We start from the raw sequence: 16,078 nt of genomic DNA on the forward strand, positions 1-16,078 counted from the left end.
GGTACTCGTACTCGTACTCGGGCTCCGGTACTCGCTACTCGGTACTCGGTACTCGGTACGAAGGGGTGGTGCGTCCCGGGGCGGAGGCGGCCCGGGGCGGCGGTCAGGGCGTCGTCGGCCAGTTCCGCAGCAGCGCGTCGAGCGCGTCCACGATCCGGGCCCAGGACTCCTGCGAGTCGGGGGCGCTGTGGCTGAAGCCGCCCGCGGACTCCAGGCTGACGTAGCCGTGGAAGACGCTGCCGAGGAGCCGGACCGCATGTGTCTGTTCGGGTTCCGCCAGGTCGTAGCCGCGCAGGAGCGCGCGGGTCATCCGTGCGTGCCGGACACCGGCGCTCGCCGCCGCGGTCTCGGGGTCCAGGGGCAGCCTGGCCGCGGTGTACCGGCCGGGGTGCTCGCGGGCGTAGTCGCGGTAGACGTCGGCGAACGCGGCGAGCGCGTCCTTGCCCGCCCGTCCGGCGATGGCGGCGGCACACCGGTCGGCGAGCTCCTCCAGGGCGAGCAGGGCGATCCTCGTCTTGAGGTCGTGGGAGTTCCTCACATGCGAGTACAGGCTCGCGACCTTCACGTCGAAGTGCCTGGCGATCGCCGAGACGGTCACCTGGTCGAATCCGACCTCGTCGGCCAGCTCCGCCCCGGCCCGGGTCAGCCGCTCGGCGGTGAGTCCTGCGCGTGCCATGTGCGTCCTCTCCTCGTCCTGAAGTGATTATGCATTTACCTAACACTTTTAGGCAAATATCTAAGCCTGAAGCCCAGGTGACCGGGTGCTGGCACACGGAAGAGGGGCCCTCCTCCGGGAGGGCCCCTCTTCCGTTCCGCGTGGCGCGCGGCGTCGTGCTTCGTACGGCTCAGACCGCCACGGCGGGGTACGTCGGGTACTCGACCCCCGAGACGTGCTGGACGACGCGGATGACCTGGCAGGAGTAGCCGAACTCGTTGTCGTACCAGAGGTAGAGGATCGCGTTGTCGCCGTCGACCTTGGTGGCGCCCGCGTCCACGATCGAGGCGTGCCGTGAGCCGACGAAGTCCATGGAGACGGCGTCGGGCGCGGTGGTGAAGTCGATCTGGCGCTTCAGGGGCGAGTTCAGCGAGACGTCGCGGAGGTGGTCGAGGACCTCTTCGCGGGTGGTCTCGCGGCCCAGGCGCAGGCTCAGGATGGCGATCGACACGTCCGGGACGGGCACGCGGATCGAGCTGCCGGTGATGGGCGCCTTCAGGTCCGGCAGGGCCTTGGCGACCGCGGAGGCGGCACCGGTCTCGGTGATCACCATGTTGAGCGGCGCCGAGCGGCCGCGGCGGTCGGCCTTGTGGTAGTTGTCCAGGAGGTTCTGGTCGTTGGTGAACGAGTGGACGGTCTCCACGTGCCCGCGCAGCACACCGTACTCGTCGTCCATGGCCTTCAGCGGCGGGACGATGGCGTTGGTGGTGCAGGAGGCGCAGGACAGGATCTGCTCGTCCGGCTTGATCGTGTCGTGGTTGACGCCGTGCACGATGTTCGGGACGTCACCCTTGCCCGGTGCGGTCAGGACGACCTTGTCGACGCCGGGGCGCAGGTGCTGCGAGAGGCCCTCGCGGTCGCGCCACTTGCCGGTGTTGTCGATGAGGATGGCGTCCTTGATGCCGTACGCCGTGTAGTCGACCTCGGACGGGTCGTTCGCGTAGATCACCTTGATGGCGTTGCCGTTGGCGACGATCGTGTTGGTCGCCTCGTCCACGGTGATCGTGCCCTGGAACTGGCCGTGGATGGAGTCGCGGCGCAGCAGCGAGGCGCGCTTGACGAGGTCCTCGGCGCCCCGGCCGCCGCCCTGACGGACGACGATGGCGCGCAGCCGCAGACCGTTGCCGGAACCGGCCTTCTCGATCAGGAGGCGGGCGACGAGGCGGCCGATGCGGCCGAAGCCGTAGAGAACGACGTCGCGGCCCGCGCCGCGCTCGATCTTGTTGGCGCCGGTGGCGCCCGCGACGGCCTCCGCGGTGAACTCCGCCACCGACAGACCGCGGTCGTCGGCCCGGTACGTCGCGGCGAGCATGCCGATGTCGATCTGGGACGGGCCGAGGTCGAGCGCGGTGAGCGCCTGCAGGAAGGGCAGCGTCTCCGTGACCGAGAGCTCCGCGCCCGCGATCTGCCGGGCGAAGCGGTGGGTCTTGAGGATGCTGACCACCGACTTGTTCACCAGGGAGCGGCTGTGCAGCAGGACCGTGACGTCCCGCTCGCGGTGCAGCTTCCCGATGATCGGGATCATCGACTCCGCGATCTCCTCGCGGTGCTTCCAATTGGTGAACGAGTCGTCATTGACAGTCACAGGAGTATCTTTCGAGCTAGGCGGCGCTCATATGCTAACCCCACTGATTTTCGGTCCTTCAACGGGTGCCCCGGTTCCTGCGTGAGCCCGCCCCGGCCGGGTACGCGGCAGGCCCCGCGTTGCGCGGCGGCGCACCCCGGGCCAAGGTCGTAGTCAGGCTCACAAGGAGGCCAGAGGCATGCCCATCGCAACGGTTAACCCGGCGACCGGCGAGACCGAGCGGACCTTCGAACCGCTCGGCGCCCACGAGATCGAGGAGTGCCTGGCCCGCGCGGCGGCGGCTTTCGATCACTTCCGCACCACCCCCTTCACCGAGCGCGCGGCCCTGCTGCGCCGCGCGGCCGACCTCCTCGACGAGGACACCGAGGACATCGCGAGGACCATCACCACGGAGATGGGCAAACCCCTCGCGGCGGCCCGCGCGGAGGCGGGCAAGTGCGCCAAGACCATGCGCTGGTACGCGGAGCACGCCGAGGGGCTGCTCGCCGACGAGCACCCCGACGAGGGCGACGTGCGCGACTCCGGCGGTGCCCGCGCCTTCGTGCGCTACCGCCCGCTCGGCGTGGTCCTCGCCGTGATGCCATGGAACTTCCCGCTCTGGCAGGTGGTGCGGTTCGCCGCGCCCGCCCTGATGGCGGGGAACGTCGGGCTGCTCAAGCACGCGTCGAACGTGCCGCAGACCGCCCTGTACCTGGCGGACCTGTTCCGGCGCGCGGGCTACGACGAGGGCTGTTTCCAGACGCTGCTCGTCGGCTCCGGCGCCATCGAGGACATCCTGCGGGACGAGCGGGTCGCCGCCGCCACGCTCACCGGCAGCGAGGGCGCGGGCCGCTCGGTCGCCGCGATCGCGGGTGACGAGATCAAGAAGACCGTCCTGGAACTGGGCGGCAGCGACCCGTTCGTGGTGCTGCCATCGGCCGACGTGGACGCCGCCGCGCGCACCGCGGTCACGGCGCGGGTACAGAACGCGGGCCAGTCCTGCATCGCCGCCAAGCGGTTCATCGTGCACGAGGAGGTGTACGAGGCGTTCCTGGAGCGGTTCGCCGCGGGCATGCGGGAGCTGACCGTCGGCGATCCGACGGACGAGGGCACCGATGTGGGCCCGCTCTCCAGCGAGCAGGGCCGCGACGACCTGGAGGAGCTTGTCGACGACGCCGTGCGCGGCGGCGCCACCGCCGTCTGCGGCGGGCAGCGGCCCAAAGGCCTCGACCGCGGCTTCTACTACGAACCGACCGTCCTGACCGGCATCACCACCGGGATGCGCGTCCACCGGGAGGAGACCTTCGGTCCCGTCGCCACCGTGTACCGCGTCGCGGACCTGGACGAGGCCCTGGCCGTGGCCAACGACACCTCGTTCGGCCTCAGCTCCAACGTGTGGACCCGGGACGAGGCCGAGCAGGAGCGGTGCGTACGCGACCTCCAGGCGGGCGGGGTGTACCTCAACGGCATGACCGCCTCGCACCCGGCGTTCCCCTTCGGCGGCGTCAAGCGCTCCGGCTACGGCCGTGAGCTGTCCGGGCACGGCATCAAGGAGTTCTGCAACACCACCACGGTGTGGCACGGGGCGTGAGCGTCCCACCGGACGGAAGGCGGTGGCCCGGATGGAGCCCGTCGAGGCGCTGAACCGCATCGCCTTCCTGCTGGAGCGCACCCAGGCGCCGACCTACCGGGTGCGGGCCTTCCGCACCGCGGCGGCCGCCGTCGGCGCGCTGTCCCCCGACGAGCTCGCCGAGCGGGTGCGCACCGGCTCCCTGGAGCAGCTCAAGGGCGTCGGCCCCAAGACGGGCCAGGTGGTGCGTGAGGCACTGGACGGCGAAGTGCCGGGCTATCTCGCCCACTTGGAGGAGGAGGCCGACAAGCCGCTGGTGTCCGGCGGCGAGCACCTGCGGTCCCTGCTGCGCGGCGACTGCCATCTGCACTCGGACTGGTCCGACGGCGGCAGCACCGTCGAGGAGATGGGGCGGGCGGCCGCCGCCATCGGCCACGAGTGGGCGGTGCTCACCGACCACTCGCCCCGGCTGACGATCGCCCGCGGCCTGTCCCCCGAGCGGCTGCGCGAACAACTGCGGGTGGTCGCCGAACTCAACGAGACCTGGGCCCCGTTCCGGCTCCTCACCGGCATCGAGTGCGACATCCTGCTCGACGGCGAACTCGACCAGGAGCCCGAACTCCTCGACCGCCTCGACGTCGTGGTCGTCTCCGTCCACTCCAAGCTGCGCATGGACGCGCCCGAGATGACCCGCCGCATGATCAAGGCCGTACGCAATCCGCACGCGGACGTACTCGGCCACTGCACCGGCCGCCTCGTCACAGGACGCGGCCGCCCCGAGTCCGCCTTCGACGCCGACGCGGTCTTCGCCGCCTGCGCCGAGTCCGGCACCGCCGTGGAGATCAACAGCCGCCCCGAGCGCAAGGACCCGCCGCGCCGGCTGCTACGCCGGGCGGTCGAGGCGGGCACCCTGTTCGCGATCGACACCGACGCCCACGCGCCAGGACAACTCGACTGGCAGGTTGTGGGCTGCGCCCGCGCCGAGGAGTGCGGGGTGCCGCCCGAACGCGTGGTCACTACCTGGAGCGCCGAGGACCTGCTCGCCTGGACCGGCCGGTGACGTGGCTCGCCCGGCTCAGCCGGTGACACGCGAAGAAGGCAGGCACCACCGGATGTGTGCCGGCGGGTGCCTCCCCGGCGCGCGAAGCCCCGCCCGCTCCGCGCCGGGCGGCGACCGCGCGGTGACTTCGGGCGAGCCGGGCGCGGCTCGCCCGCGCCCGGCCCTCGCCCTGCACGCGAAAGGGTGTCGCGGGAGCGTGCGCACCGCGCCGTCACCCCGCGGGCGGAACGGTCAAGTCACTTGTGTGCGGCCGTAGTCGGCGCGTCGCGGGGAGCTCTGCGTCACCGGTCGGCGGGACGGTGCAGGCCGATGTACTCCCCCATGGCGGCGGCCCCGTACTCGAAGACCGCCGTGGGGTCCGGCGCGATGTCCATGATGTGGCTGTTGACCTCGAAGCCCACCATGCCGTGGAGCTGGGTCCACACCACGAACATGCGGGCCATCACGGAGCGGGGCAGCCCTTCGAGGAGGCCTGCGGCGAGCGCGTCGACGTTCTGGCGCATCCCGTCGGTCAGCGGCGCCTCCCCCGGCCGGTCGCCGGTGAGCTCGCCCGCCTTCTGGGCGTCGCGCAGGACGGCCACCATCGCCAGGACGATGCGGGCGACGGCCTCCATGGTCTCCGGCGGGGCGCTGTACCCCGGCACCGGACGGCCCCAGAGCAGGACGTACTCCTCCGGGTGGGCCACCGCCCACTCCCGGATGCCCTGCCAGACGGCCACCCAGCGCGCCAGCGGATCGGCGCCCGCCGCCACCGCCGCCTCGGCCGCTGCCTCCGTGCTGTCCGCAAGGGCCCGGTAGGAGCCCAGGACGAGCGCGGACAGCAACGCGTCCTCGTCGGGGAAGTGCTTCCCCACGTCCTGAGCGCCGACACCGGCGTCCGCGGCCACCGCCGCGGGGTCCAGGTTGGCCCGGTGCCGTTCCGTGAGCCGCTGTAACGCGGCCGGCTTGAGCCGCCCGATGACGGCCTCCCGCTCGAGCTGTTCCTCGGTAGAAGTCATGATCCGGACTTTTCCAGATCCCCGCCCGGGTGTCGATTACCTCCGCGGTAGCAGGCGGGCCGGGGGCCCGGCGCTCCACCGGTCCTCAAGCGGGCCTTGAGCGGCGGTGGGTGAGAACCGCCTCTCCGGCAGCGGCACGGGGGTCACGGGAGCCGGGTGCCGGAGCTGTCGCCGGACCCCTCACCTGTCGCCGGACGCGTCGCCGTTCCTGTCACCGGACGCGTCGCCGAACCACCGGGGCAGATGGGCGAGCAGATCCCGCTGGTCCTCCCCGACCCACGCCACATGGCCGTCCGGGCGCAGCAGCACCGCGGGTACGTCCAGGTCCTCGGTGACGTCGACGACGTGGTCGACCCGGTCCTGCCAGCCCGTCACGGAGAGGCGGCCTGTCCGGTCGAGCAGCAGCCCGCGGCCCTCGTGCATCAGTTCGTAGAGGCGCCCGTTCTTCAGCTTCACGTCCCGCAGCCGCCGCCCGAGGAGTTCATGGCCCTCGCCGAAGTCGTAGCGGACCCCGACCGCGGTGATCATCCCGGTGACGTACCGGTTGACGTCCTCGAAGTCCATCAGCTTCGTGAACAGCTCCCGCAGCGCGGTCGCGCCCGCTCCGGTGCCGAGGAGCGTGATCTGCGCGCGGGTGTTGTCGATGACGGCGGCGCCCACCGGGTGCCGTTCCGCGTGGTAGCTGTCGAGGAGGCCCTCCGGTGCCCAGCCGTTGACCGCGGCGGCCAGCTTCCAGCCGAGGTTGAACGCGTCCTGCACACCCAGGTTGAGCCCCTGGCCACCGGTCGGCGGGTGGATGTGCGCCGCGTCGCCCGCGAGGAACACCCGGCCCACGCGGTAGCGCTCGGCCTGCCGGGTGGCGTCGCCGAAGCGGGAGAGCCAGCTCGGCGAGTGCACGCCGAAGTCGGTGCCCGCGAACGCCCGCAGTTGCTGCTTGAACTCCTCCAGGGTCGGCGCCGTCCGGTCCTCGCAGACGCCGTCGGCGGGCACGACGACGCGGTACCTGCCCTCGCTGCCGTCCCCCTCGGGGGTGACGGCGAACCGCAGTTGGGTCTTGTTGACCTCCTTGACGGCCGCGGCGATCGTCGCCGGGTCCTCGGTCGCCGCCATCTCGCCGAGCAGCGTCTCCACCGTGGCGGGCTCGCCGGGGAAGCCGACACCGAGCAGCTTGCGCACCGCGCTGCGGCCGCCGTCGCAGCCGACGAGGTAGCGCGCCCGCAGCCGTGTGCCGTCCGCGAGTTCGGCGATCACCCCGCCGCTGTCGGAACCGCCCTCGGGGGCGCCGTCGGCGTCGGTACCGGCGTCGTCGTCGGCGTCGTCGCCGGACTGGCTCAGGCCGACCAGTTCACAGTTGCGCCGGATCTCGACGCCGAGTTCGGCGGCCCGCTCGTCGAGCAGCCGCTCGGTGACGGGCTGCGGGGTGGCGACGCCGTAGGGGTGGGCCGTGTCGAGGCTTTCCGGCCACGGTTTCACGATGCCGCCGAAGAGGCCGCCCACCTGGAACTTCTCACTGACCGCGAGGAATCTGTCCAACAGGCCGCGCTGGTCCATCATCTCCACGCTGCGCGCGTGCAGGCCCTGCCCGCGTGACTGCCGGGTCGGCTCGGTCAACTTCTCGAGCACGACCACATGTACGCCGGCCAACCTCAGCTCACAGGCCAGCATCAAGCCGGTCGGTCCGCCGCCGACGATGATCACGTCACTCATCGCACACTCATTTCCGCAGGTCCTGGCCTTGCCGGGGAATTCTGCGGCACGACGGGGGCCTTGCCGCAAGTCCCCCTGTGCGCTATACATTGACCATGGCGGGGAGCAGATGCTCCCCGTTTTCTGCGTCGAGGACGATCTCCGCCGAGCCCCGGCTTGTTTGGGTGCCTTGGAGTCCTTGGACTCCTTGCGTTCTTTGGGTTCCTTGGGTTCCTTCCGCGGGCGCGAGGCGCGTCACGTCGACGGAGCCCGCACCCGTACGCGGTACGGGAATCAGAGTCCACAGGGCGGCGAGCGCGGCGACGACGGCGAGCAGGGCGGCGGCTCCGGCGCGGCCCTTCGCCCAGCGGGCCCGGAACCGTACGGGGTCCTCCACCAGGACCCTGGTCAGCCAGGCGGCGGCCAGCGAGACCGCGATGACGACGCCGGTCCGTTGCCGGCCCGTCATGCCGAGCCGTTCCTCGTCGAGGAGGAGATACACGGGCCAGTGCCACAGGTAGAGGCTGTAGGAGAGCCTGCCGAGGCGGCGCAGGGGACCGAAGGCCAGGGTCCGGCCGACCGGGGTGCGGGGCGCGTGGGCGAGGCAGGCGATGAGGAGTGCGGCGGTCAGGGCGTGCAGGAAGAGGCCGCCCTGGAACAGGGAAGGGGCGTGCTGCCCGTCGGCCGTGCCCCAGTAGACGCCGATGCCGCAGACCAGGACCACGCTGATCGAGGCGGTCGCCCGCTCGCCGACACGGGTCAGAAGACCGGCCAGGAAGCGTGTGACCGGGGCGGTGGCCACCAGGGCGCCGAGGAGGAGGGAGAAGGCGCGGGTGTCGGTGCCTTCGTAGACGCGGGTGGTGTCCGCGGGTTCGGTGAACGCGATCATCAGGGCGAGGGAGAGGACGGCTCCGGCCGCGGCCAGGGCGGCGACCCGCCGTTCGCCCTTGCGGCCACGGGCCGCGACGGCGACGACCACGGGCCAGAGCAGATAGAACTGCTCCTCCACGGCGATGCTCCACAGATGGCTGAAGACACGTGTGTCGGCCGCGTTCCAGTACCCGATCTGTTCGGTGATGAAGTGCCAGTTGGCGAGGTTCGCCGTCACCCACGGCGCGTCGTCGAGGGCGTTGCGCAGCAGTGTGGGCGTACCGAAGGACCAGACGAGGACCAGGGTGCCCGCGACGGTGACGGCGAGCGCGGGAAGCAGCCTGCGGGCGCGCCGCCCCCAGAACGCGGCGAGGTCGACCCGCCCGCCTGCTGCCCGTGTCTCCTTCAGGAGCAGGCCGGTGATCAGGAATCCGGAGAGGACGAAGAACAGGTCGACCCCGAGGAAGCCGCCGCCGAACTGCCCCGCGTGGAAGAGCAGCACGCCGGAGACGGCCAGACCGCGCAGTCCGTCCAGGGGTGCGATGTGCCGGGCGCCGACCGGCGCGCCGCCGGTCGCTGTCCCGGTGGCTCGGGGGCGCCGGTGGGTGCGGGGGCTGGCGGTGTCGCCCGATGCGGTGTGGGCTTGGGCTGTGTCGCCCGGTGCGTCGCGGACTTGGGCTGTGTCGCCCGGTGCGGCACCTCCTGGGGCGCCGGGGTCTGGTGTGGTGCGGGCGGGCATGGGGCTCCTGGGGAGTCGGGTGCGCCGGGCTGTAGCTGTACGGGAGGGGCGGGGGCGGCGGTGGTCCGCCCCCGCCCCGTCGCCCCGCCACCACGGCTACGCGGCTACGCGGCTACGCGGCTACGCGGCTACGCGCAGCCGAGTCGGCTGTACGCCTTGTCGCCGGTCCACGCACCGGTGGCCCACTTGTCCACGGGCGCGGGCTCGAACCCGTACCGCTTGCCCAGTTGCTCGCCGAACCACTTGGCGAAGGAGGCCGAGCCCTGCTGGCAGGAGTGGATGCCGTCCTTGCTGCGCTGTGCCTTGGCCGCGGTGCTCGCGGCGCCCCACAGGGCGGTGGCGTCGAGGTGGTGGACGGTGTCCGGGCGCTCGGCCGCGACCTTCGCCGCGGACCGGGGCGCGGTCTTGATCTCGGCTTCGTGCTTCTTGTAGAAGTCGTCCAGCTTGAAGGGGGGCGCGGAGACGATGAGGAGTTCGGCGCCCGCGTCCTCGACGGTCTTGGCGAGGCGCGCGTAGGCGGCGCGCTGTTCGTCGGGGGTGCCCCAGTCGTAGGTGGTGATCTGGTAGGCCACGACGTCGGGGCGGAAGGACTTCAGCTTCTTCGGGAGGTCCTTCCAGGTGCCCGCCGCGAGTTCCTTGCCGACGACCCCGCCGCCGCCCGCGGCGGCCATCGAGCCGAACTCCACACCGGCGGACTTCATCGCCGCGCCGAGCGCGGGGGCCTCGACCTCCGCGATCGAGTCGCCCATCCACAGGAGCCGCTGCGGCTTGGTGTGCTTCCCGGTGGTGTCGGACGTCTGCTCGTCAGGGTCCGCGGCGGAGGTGCGCTCGTCGGAGGCGCCGTCGGCCGAGGACGAGCAGGCCGCGAGGGCGAGCAGGGCCGTCGCGGCGGCGAGGGCGGCGGCAGCGGCGCGCCCGCTGCCACGGGTGGGGAGGCGGCGCCGGGTCGTGAGGGTGGTGTCGCTGTTCATGACTCAAGCTCACCCCGTGCCCCCGGCGGGCGGGCGGGCCGTCATCGTTTCCTCATCCAGCGGGGGCAGCACGGCCACAGGGAGCGAGCCGTACGGTCATCCGGCGCCCGGAGCGGCGGGCCGTCATCGTTTCCTCATGAAATGCGGAACCGGGCGTCATACGCTTCCCCCACCCTGGTCGACGAAGGCCTCGCCGCCCCTCGGCCACCCCCCAGCCCCATAGCCCCCCAGCCCCATAGCCCCACAGCCCGCAGCCCGCAGCCCGCAGCCCGCAGCCCGCAGCCCGCAGGAGATGAGCGCACCACCCATGGCACGAGTTCTGCTCGTCGAAGACGACCCCGCGGTCCAACGAGGTGTGACCCTCGCGCTCCGGCGCAGGGGGCACGAGGTGGAGGTCGCGGCCAGCGGCGAGAGCGGGCTCCTCGCCCTGGAGCGGTACCGGCCCGACCTGGTGCTGCTCGATCTGATGCTGCCGCGGATGAGCGGCCTGGAGGTGTGCCGCAGGATCCGGGAGAGCAAACAGGTCCCGATCATCATCCTGTCCGCGCGCGGCGACGAGATCGACATGGTCGTGGGCCTGGAGGCGGGCGCCGACGACTATATCATCAAACCGGCGAGCGGCCAGCTCATCGACGCCCGGATCAAGGCGGTCCTGCGCCGGGTCGCCCCCGCCCAGGGCGGCCCCTCGGCTCCCGCGGCGACGGGCACGGAACAGCACGGCGACCTCACCGTGGACCGCACGTCCCTGGTGGTGTCCCGGCACGGCACGGAACTGCCCCTGGCCCCCTCCGAACTCAAGCTGCTGCTCTTCATGACGGCGACACCGCACCAGGTCTACAGCCGTCAGCAGCTCCTGGAGCAGGTCTGGGAGCACTCCTTCTACGGCGATGTCCGCCTCGTCGACGCCTGCGTGATGCGACTGCGGGCCAAGATCGAGGACGATCCGCGCAAGCCGGTGTACGTGCAGACCGTGCGGGGCTTCGGCTACCGCTTCGGACCCCTGTGATGGCTCCCGGGTTCCGGCCGCCCCCGAGGCGGCGGCTCCCCCGCCGGTTCCGGCTCCCCCGAGGCTTCCGCCTGCCGCGGGGGCTGCGGGTGCGGCTCGTCGTCGCCTTCCTGCTCGCCGCCGCCTTCGGTGCGCTGCTCACCGCGGGCCTCACCTACCACCGGGGCCGCGCGGCGATCCTGGAGCGGACCGAGAGCACGGCCGTCGCCGACCTGCGGGCCCAGCTCGACTCGCTCGCCCCGGAGCTGTCCTTCCCGCCGCGCGCCGAGGACCTGCGGGCGCTCACCGTACAGCTCGACCGGGCGGGCGGCTCCCGGGGGTGGCACGCCACCGCTGCCTACCGCGACGGCGAGCCGGTGTCGGCCGCGCCGGAGCCGCCGCCCGTACCCTCCTCGCTCCGCGCGGCCGTGCGGCACCGGCACGGCGCGGCGTACGAGCGGATCGAGCGCGGCGGCCGCCCCTGGCTGGTCGTCGGCATGCCCGTCGCCTACGCCGACGACGGCGGGCGGGCCGGTGACAGGGGCGAACTCTCCGGCCTCACCGTGTACACCTCCTTTCCCCTCGACGACGACGCGGCCGACATCGACGCGCTGGTCACCGCGGCGCAGGCGGGCGCCGTGCCCGCGCTCGCGCTCGCCGTCGTCCCCGCCCTGTTCGCGGCCCGCAGCGTGCTGCGTCCCGTACGCAGGCTGCGCAGCGGCGCCGAGTCCATCGCCGGTGGAGAACTCGGCACCCGCCTGGACGCCGAGGGGCGTGACGAACTCGCGGACCTGACGCGTTCGTTCAACGCCATGGCCGCGACCTTGGAGAAGGACGACGCCGAGCTGCGCCGGATGGAGGCGGGTGCGCGCCGGTTCGCCGCCGACGTCGCCCATGAGCTGCGTACGCCGCTCGCGGCGATGGCCGCCGTGACCGAAGTCCTCGACGAGGACGCCGCGTCGGGGGTGCTGCCCGCCGACACCGCCGACGCCGTGCGGCTGATCAGCGAGGAGACCCGCTCCCTCGCCCGCCTGGTCGAGGATCTGATGGAGGTCTCCCGCTTCGACGCCAAAGCGGCTCCCCTGGACGTGGTGGAGACGGATCTGCGCACCCTGGTGACCAAGACGCTGCACCTGCGCGGCTGGGCCGACGACGAGCGGGTCGTCGCCGATCTGCCGGAGCCGGTTCCGGTGCGCGCCGATCCGCGCCGCGTCGACGTCGTCCTGGCCAACCTCATCGGCAACGCCCTGCGGCACGGCCGCCCGCCCGTCACCGTCGCCGCCCGCGCCGAGGACGGCCTGGCGGTCGTCACCGTCACCGATCACGGTCCCGGCATCCCCGAGGACGTGCTCCCCCACGTCTTCGAACGGTTCTTCAAGGCCGAGGAGGCCCGCACCCGCTCCCAGGGCAGCGGCCTCGGCCTGGCCATCGCCCACGAGAACGCGCTGCTGCACGGGGGCACCCTGTCCGCGGCTGACACGCCCGGCGGCGGCGCGGTGTTCACCCTCGCGCTGCCCCGCGCCGCCACCCCGCAGGAGCGGCGATGACGTACCGCACCCGTATGCGCCGCTCCCCGCACGCCGGTCCTGCCGTTCCCGCCGTCCGCTCCCTTCTCGCCGTTCTCGCCGTGTGCGTGCTGCTGCTCGGCGCCGTCACCGGTTGCGGGATCTCGCCGTCGGGTCCTGTGCGGGCGGGTGCCCCCGCCTCCGGCGTCCAGAAGCCCGGCACCGACCGGCATTACGTACGCCTCTACTTCGCCGGTCCGTACGGCATCCGTGCCGTCTCCCGCCCGGCGGACGAAGCGCTCGGCCCGCAGCGGGCCCTCGAGCTGCTCCTGAAGGGCCCCACCCGGGCCGAACGCGAGCGGGGCCTGGTCAGCCAGGTGCCGCCGATGGGCGGGGAGCTGACCGCCGCCGTGTCCGAGGGGGCCGTGGACGTGTCCGTGCCGGTGGCGGTCAACACCGGCGAACTCGATGTCACCGCCGTCAGCCAGATCGCCTGCACCGCCGCGCACGCCCGGGTCCCCGGCGGCAGGGCCGCGACCGAGGTCGACATCCGCATCCACGAGAACAACATCCGTTCCGAGAGGCCCTGGACGATCCGGTGCAACCGCAACGGCAACGCCGTACCCGCGGGCTGAAGCAGAGTGACGGGTCACGGGTGGCGGGGGCCGCCGGGTGCGCTCGACCGGTCCTGCCGACTCCAGCGCGGCGGGACGGGGGCCGAGGCGTCCGCGTGCACCGGCCGGTATCACCCTCACGGACCTGCAGAATCCGCCGAAGACGGGGTACACGACCGGACATGCAGACTCACAGCCATATCGTCCTGGCCGCCTCGGGCGGCGCCTCGCTGGCCCTCGTCCTGGTCGGCGTCGTCGTGGTCGCCGGCCTCCTCGCCATGTTCGTCGCCGGTCGGCGCCGCGCCGCTCAGCGCACCCGCAGCAGCACGCCCGCCCACGGCGGCGACCCGGCCGGTGGCGAGGCCCAGCGCGGCACCACCTGGCAGACCCCCGACGACGACCCCGACCAGGGCAACCCCCGCCCCTGACGGTCCTGACGCGGTACGGGGCCGGACGCCTCAGTCGTCGGCGGTGTCCCTGAGTACGTCGCAGGTGTGCTGGAACTCCTCCATCAGGCGGGTGGCCTCGACGACGAGGACTCCGTACGGGCGGGAGGCGTCGGCCAGCGGCAGCTCGTACTCCCCGACCGCGTTCAGAACCGTCTGCAGCGCCTCCTGAGCGAAGGCGGCCCGCCTGCGCATCTCCTCGGCCTGCTCGGCCAGGGTGTCGCTGTCGAGTTCGGCGACGACGTGGGCGATGTCGCGCAGTCGGCGGGCGAAGTCGGCGGACGCCTCCAGGAGGGGGGCGTAGGTGTAGGTCTCCTCCGTCTCCCGCCACTGGTCGAGGCTGCGGGTGAGCGAGCCCAACTGGTACACCGCTCGCTCCAGGGCGTTCAGGGCGTTGCGATAGCGGTCGAAGGTCAGATAGCCGCGGTGCGCGGGCAGCAGCCGCCGCGGGTTGAAGGGCAGGCTGCTCTCCGCGGTGCTCAGCCCGGCGCGGGCCTGCCCGACCGCGCGCTGCGCGCGCTCCCCCGCCGTACGCCACTGCCCGGCGCGCTCGCTGTCGACGTCTCCGCTGCTCAGGCCGTCGGCCATGTCGTCGAGGAGGGACTCCATCTCGGCGGCGAGGGCGCGCAGGCCCTGCTCGGCGCTGCGGTAGCGCAGCGGGGGCGCGATGCACAGGTTGACGATCAGGCCGACGCCGCAGCCGATGAGTACGAGGAGAATGATCTGCCCGAGATGGAGGGCCCTGTCGGTGTTCGTGGTGGTCGTCGCATAGGTGGAGAACGCGAAGAACGCCGCGGTGGCGACCTGGGAGCGCTGCTCCCCCAGCGCCTGCCACTGGCCCAGCGTCAGCGCGATGGCGGCGACCACCGCGAACGCGAACAGGTCGGGCCCTGCCGTGAACCCGATCGCGGCCTGCACCGCCACGCCGACGATGACCGCGGCGGTGTAGCGCAGGGTCTGCAACACGGACCGGTAGATCGTGACGTTCATGGTCAGCACCGCGGAGAACGGTGCGAACGCCGGTGACGTCGCGTTCAGCAAGGCATGCGCGATCCACCAGGACAGCGTCGCCGCCAGCACACACTTCGCGATCAGCAGGGCCGTGTCGCGCTCGCGCCCCGGCGCACCGTACGCGCGCGCCACCCACGCCAAGACCCTCCGCACCCGATCCACCACGCGCTCCGACTTCTCCTTCTGTTCACGGTCCCGCGAGTCAGGGACTGGAACAGCACACGTAACCACAACGAACAAGGCGAAACAGGGAGGAATCAGGGTTGGACGGGCGGCGGGGCGGCGCGCGGCGCCGGGGCCTGCTCGGTCACCAGGACTGATCGGCCGTCAGGGCTACTCGGTCGTCTGGACTGCTCGATCGTCTGGACTGCTCGATCGTCCGGACTGCTCGATCGTCCGGGCTACTCGGTCGTCAGCAGGCCCGCGCGGAGCTTGCCCACCACGCGGGAGAGCAGCCGGGAGACGTGCATCTGCGAGCAGCCGAGCGCGTCCGCTATCTGCTGCTGGGTCCGCTCCTCGACGAAGCGGAGGTGGATGAGGGTGCGGTCGCGCTCGTCGAGTCCGGCGATCAGCGGGGCGAGGGAGTGGAAGTTCTCGACGAGTTCGAAGGAGTGCTCGTCGATGCCGATGAAGTCGGCGAGCATCGTGTCGGACTCGTCGTCGGCGCTGCTGACCGCGGCGTCCAGGGAGACGGCGTTGTAGCCGTTGGACGCCTTCTGTGCCTCCGTGACCTCCGACGGCTCCAGTTGCATCAGCTCCGCGAGCTCCGCCGTGGACGGCAGCCGGCCGAGGCGGGTGCGCAGTTCCTCGGTGGCCTTGGACAGTTCGATGCGTGCTTCCTGAAGGCGGCGCGGCACGTGCACGGCCCAGGAGGTGTCACGGAAGAACCGCTTGATCTCACCGGTGATGTACGGGACGGCGAAGGAGGTGAACTCGACCTCGCGGGTGAGTTCGAACCGGTCGATCGCCTTGATCAGGCCGATGGTGCCGACCTGCACGATGTCCTCCATCTCCTGCGGGCCCCTGTGCCTGAACCGGGAGGCCGCGTACTGCACGAGGGAGAGGTTCATCTCGATCAGGCAGTTGCGCACGTACTGGTACTCGTGCGTGCCCTCCTCCAGCCCGGCGAGGCGGTCGAAGAACCGCTTGCCGACCTCTCGCGCGTCCTTGGGTGCGATGGAGGAGGGGTCCGTGTACGCGCGTTCGACGAGATCTTCTCCGGCCTGACCGGCCTGGGCCTGTCCGGCCTGACGGGTGTGGGCCTGCTCCCGCGCCTTCACGGTGATCATCTATGTCCGCCCCTTCGAATCGAGCCTGTCTTCACCCCCGTAGCGCGCCGCTTAC

The 16,078-nt window shown here is 72.0% G+C and carries 14 protein-coding genes; 6 read left to right on the forward strand and 8 right to left on the reverse strand.

Annotated features, from left to right (window positions below):
- Positions 1-103: 103 nt before the first annotated feature.
- Positions 104-676, reverse strand: a complete 573-nt coding sequence (locus tag IG78_RS0102870; protein WP_030559475.1) for a TetR/AcrR family transcriptional regulator — start codon at positions 674-676, stop codon at positions 104-106.
- 169 nt (positions 677-845) lie between these two features.
- Complete coding sequence (locus tag IG78_RS0102875; RefSeq protein ID WP_030559476.1) at positions 846-2,300, reverse strand: glyceraldehyde-3-phosphate dehydrogenase; 1,455 nt, start codon at positions 2,298-2,300, stop codon at positions 846-848.
- 178 nt (positions 2,301-2,478) lie between these two features.
- Here IG78_RS0102875 and IG78_RS0102880 point away from each other — a divergent pair, with 178 nt between their 5' ends.
- Positions 2,479-3,870, forward strand: a complete 1,392-nt coding sequence (locus IG78_RS0102880) for an NADP-dependent succinic semialdehyde dehydrogenase (RefSeq protein WP_030559477.1) — start codon at positions 2,479-2,481, stop codon at positions 3,868-3,870.
- Between the two features lie 31 nt (positions 3,871-3,901).
- Complete coding sequence (locus IG78_RS0102885) at positions 3,902-4,909, forward strand: PHP domain-containing protein (protein WP_030559479.1); 1,008 nt, start codon at positions 3,902-3,904, stop codon at positions 4,907-4,909.
- A 281-nt stretch (positions 4,910-5,190) separates the two neighbouring features.
- Here the strand turns inward: IG78_RS0102885 and IG78_RS0102890 are convergent, their stop codons facing one another.
- The 4 genes from IG78_RS0102890 to IG78_RS0102905 form a co-directional block, all read right to left on the reverse strand.
- Positions 5,191-5,907 (reverse strand): TetR-like C-terminal domain-containing protein, encoded by a 717-nt coding sequence (locus IG78_RS0102890; protein WP_051852320.1) that lies wholly within the window; start codon positions 5,905-5,907, stop codon positions 5,191-5,193.
- Positions 5,908-6,087: 180 nt separating this feature from the next.
- Positions 6,088-7,614 (reverse strand): FAD-dependent monooxygenase, encoded by a 1,527-nt coding sequence (locus IG78_RS0102895; RefSeq protein ID WP_030559482.1) that lies wholly within the window; start codon positions 7,612-7,614, stop codon positions 6,088-6,090.
- Between the two features lie 82 nt (positions 7,615-7,696).
- Entirely contained in the window at positions 7,697-9,202 is a 1,506-nt protein-coding gene (locus tag IG78_RS0102900; protein WP_078965091.1) for an acyltransferase family protein, read from the reverse strand.
- A 128-nt stretch (positions 9,203-9,330) separates the two neighbouring features.
- The gene (locus IG78_RS0102905; RefSeq protein ID WP_030559484.1) at positions 9,331-10,173 is read right to left on the reverse strand and encodes an SGNH/GDSL hydrolase family protein; all 843 of its coding nucleotides are present in this window, start codon (positions 10,171-10,173) and stop codon (positions 9,331-9,333) included.
- 307 nt (positions 10,174-10,480) lie between these two features.
- Between IG78_RS0102905 and IG78_RS0102910 the strand changes: the two genes are divergently transcribed.
- The 4 genes from IG78_RS0102910 (at position 10,481) to IG78_RS0102925 (ending at position 13,705) form a co-directional block, all read left to right on the forward strand.
- Positions 10,481-11,179, forward strand: coding sequence for a response regulator transcription factor (locus tag IG78_RS0102910; RefSeq protein ID WP_030559487.1), 699 nt, complete (start codon positions 10,481-10,483; stop codon positions 11,177-11,179).
- Between the two features lie 89 nt (positions 11,180-11,268).
- Entirely contained in the window at positions 11,269-12,705 is a 1,437-nt protein-coding gene (locus tag IG78_RS0102915; RefSeq protein WP_225882062.1) for a sensor histidine kinase, read from the forward strand.
- Complete coding sequence (locus IG78_RS0102920; RefSeq protein WP_225882061.1) at positions 12,702-13,298, forward strand: hypothetical protein; 597 nt, start codon at positions 12,702-12,704, stop codon at positions 13,296-13,298. Before IG78_RS0102915 ends, IG78_RS0102920 begins: the two co-directional genes overlap by 4 nt.
- 161 nt (positions 13,299-13,459) lie before the next feature.
- Positions 13,460-13,705, forward strand: coding sequence for a DUF6479 family protein (locus IG78_RS0102925; protein WP_030559491.1), 246 nt, complete (start codon positions 13,460-13,462; stop codon positions 13,703-13,705).
- A gap of 30 nt (positions 13,706-13,735) precedes the next feature.
- On the opposite strand, the gene IG78_RS0102930 is transcribed toward IG78_RS0102925, so the two are convergent.
- Together IG78_RS0102930 and IG78_RS0102935 are read right to left on the reverse strand one after the other, a co-directional pair.
- Positions 13,736-14,866 carry an FUSC family protein gene (locus IG78_RS0102930; RefSeq protein WP_030559493.1) on the reverse strand — a complete coding sequence of 377 codons (1,131 nt, stop codon included), beginning with the start codon at positions 14,864-14,866 and terminating at the stop codon, positions 13,736-13,738.
- 269 nt (positions 14,867-15,135) lie between these two features.
- Positions 15,136-16,023, reverse strand: coding sequence for a SigB/SigF/SigG family RNA polymerase sigma factor (locus IG78_RS0102935; RefSeq protein ID WP_030559494.1), 888 nt, complete (start codon positions 16,021-16,023; stop codon positions 15,136-15,138).
- Between the last annotated feature and the right edge of the window lie 55 nt (positions 16,024-16,078).

Source organism: Streptomyces aureocirculatus, from assembly GCF_000720475.1.
GTDB lineage: Bacteria > Actinomycetota > Actinomycetes > Streptomycetales > Streptomycetaceae > Streptomyces > Streptomyces aureocirculatus.

Coding starts and splice junctions, on each gene's coding strand:
- IG78_RS0102925 (WP_030559491.1), top strand. CDS start 13,460: ATGCAGACTCACAGCCATATCGTCCTGGCCGCCTCGGGCGGCGCCTCG.
- IG78_RS0102870 (WP_030559475.1), bottom strand. CDS start 676: ATGGCACGCGCAGGACTCACCGCCGAGCGGCTGACCCGGGCCGGGGCG.
- IG78_RS0102920 (WP_225882061.1), top strand. CDS start 12,702: ATGACGTACCGCACCCGTATGCGCCGCTCCCCGCACGCCGGTCCTGCC.
- IG78_RS0102910 (WP_030559487.1), top strand. CDS start 10,481: ATGGCACGAGTTCTGCTCGTCGAAGACGACCCCGCGGTCCAACGAGGT.
- IG78_RS0102880 (WP_030559477.1), top strand. CDS start 2,479: ATGCCCATCGCAACGGTTAACCCGGCGACCGGCGAGACCGAGCGGACC.
- IG78_RS0102935 (WP_030559494.1), bottom strand. CDS start 16,023: ATGATCACCGTGAAGGCGCGGGAGCAGGCCCACACCCGTCAGGCCGGA.
- IG78_RS0102885 (WP_030559479.1), top strand. CDS start 3,902: ATGGAGCCCGTCGAGGCGCTGAACCGCATCGCCTTCCTGCTGGAGCGC.
- IG78_RS0102895 (WP_030559482.1), bottom strand. CDS start 7,614: ATGAGTGACGTGATCATCGTCGGCGGCGGACCGACCGGCTTGATGCTG.
- IG78_RS0102905 (WP_030559484.1), bottom strand. CDS start 10,173: ATGAACAGCGACACCACCCTCACGACCCGGCGCCGCCTCCCCACCCGT.
- IG78_RS0102900 (WP_078965091.1), bottom strand. CDS start 9,202: ATGCCCGCCCGCACCACACCAGACCCCGGCGCCCCAGGAGGTGCCGCA.
- IG78_RS0102890 (WP_051852320.1), bottom strand. CDS start 5,907: ATGACTTCTACCGAGGAACAGCTCGAGCGGGAGGCCGTCATCGGGCGG.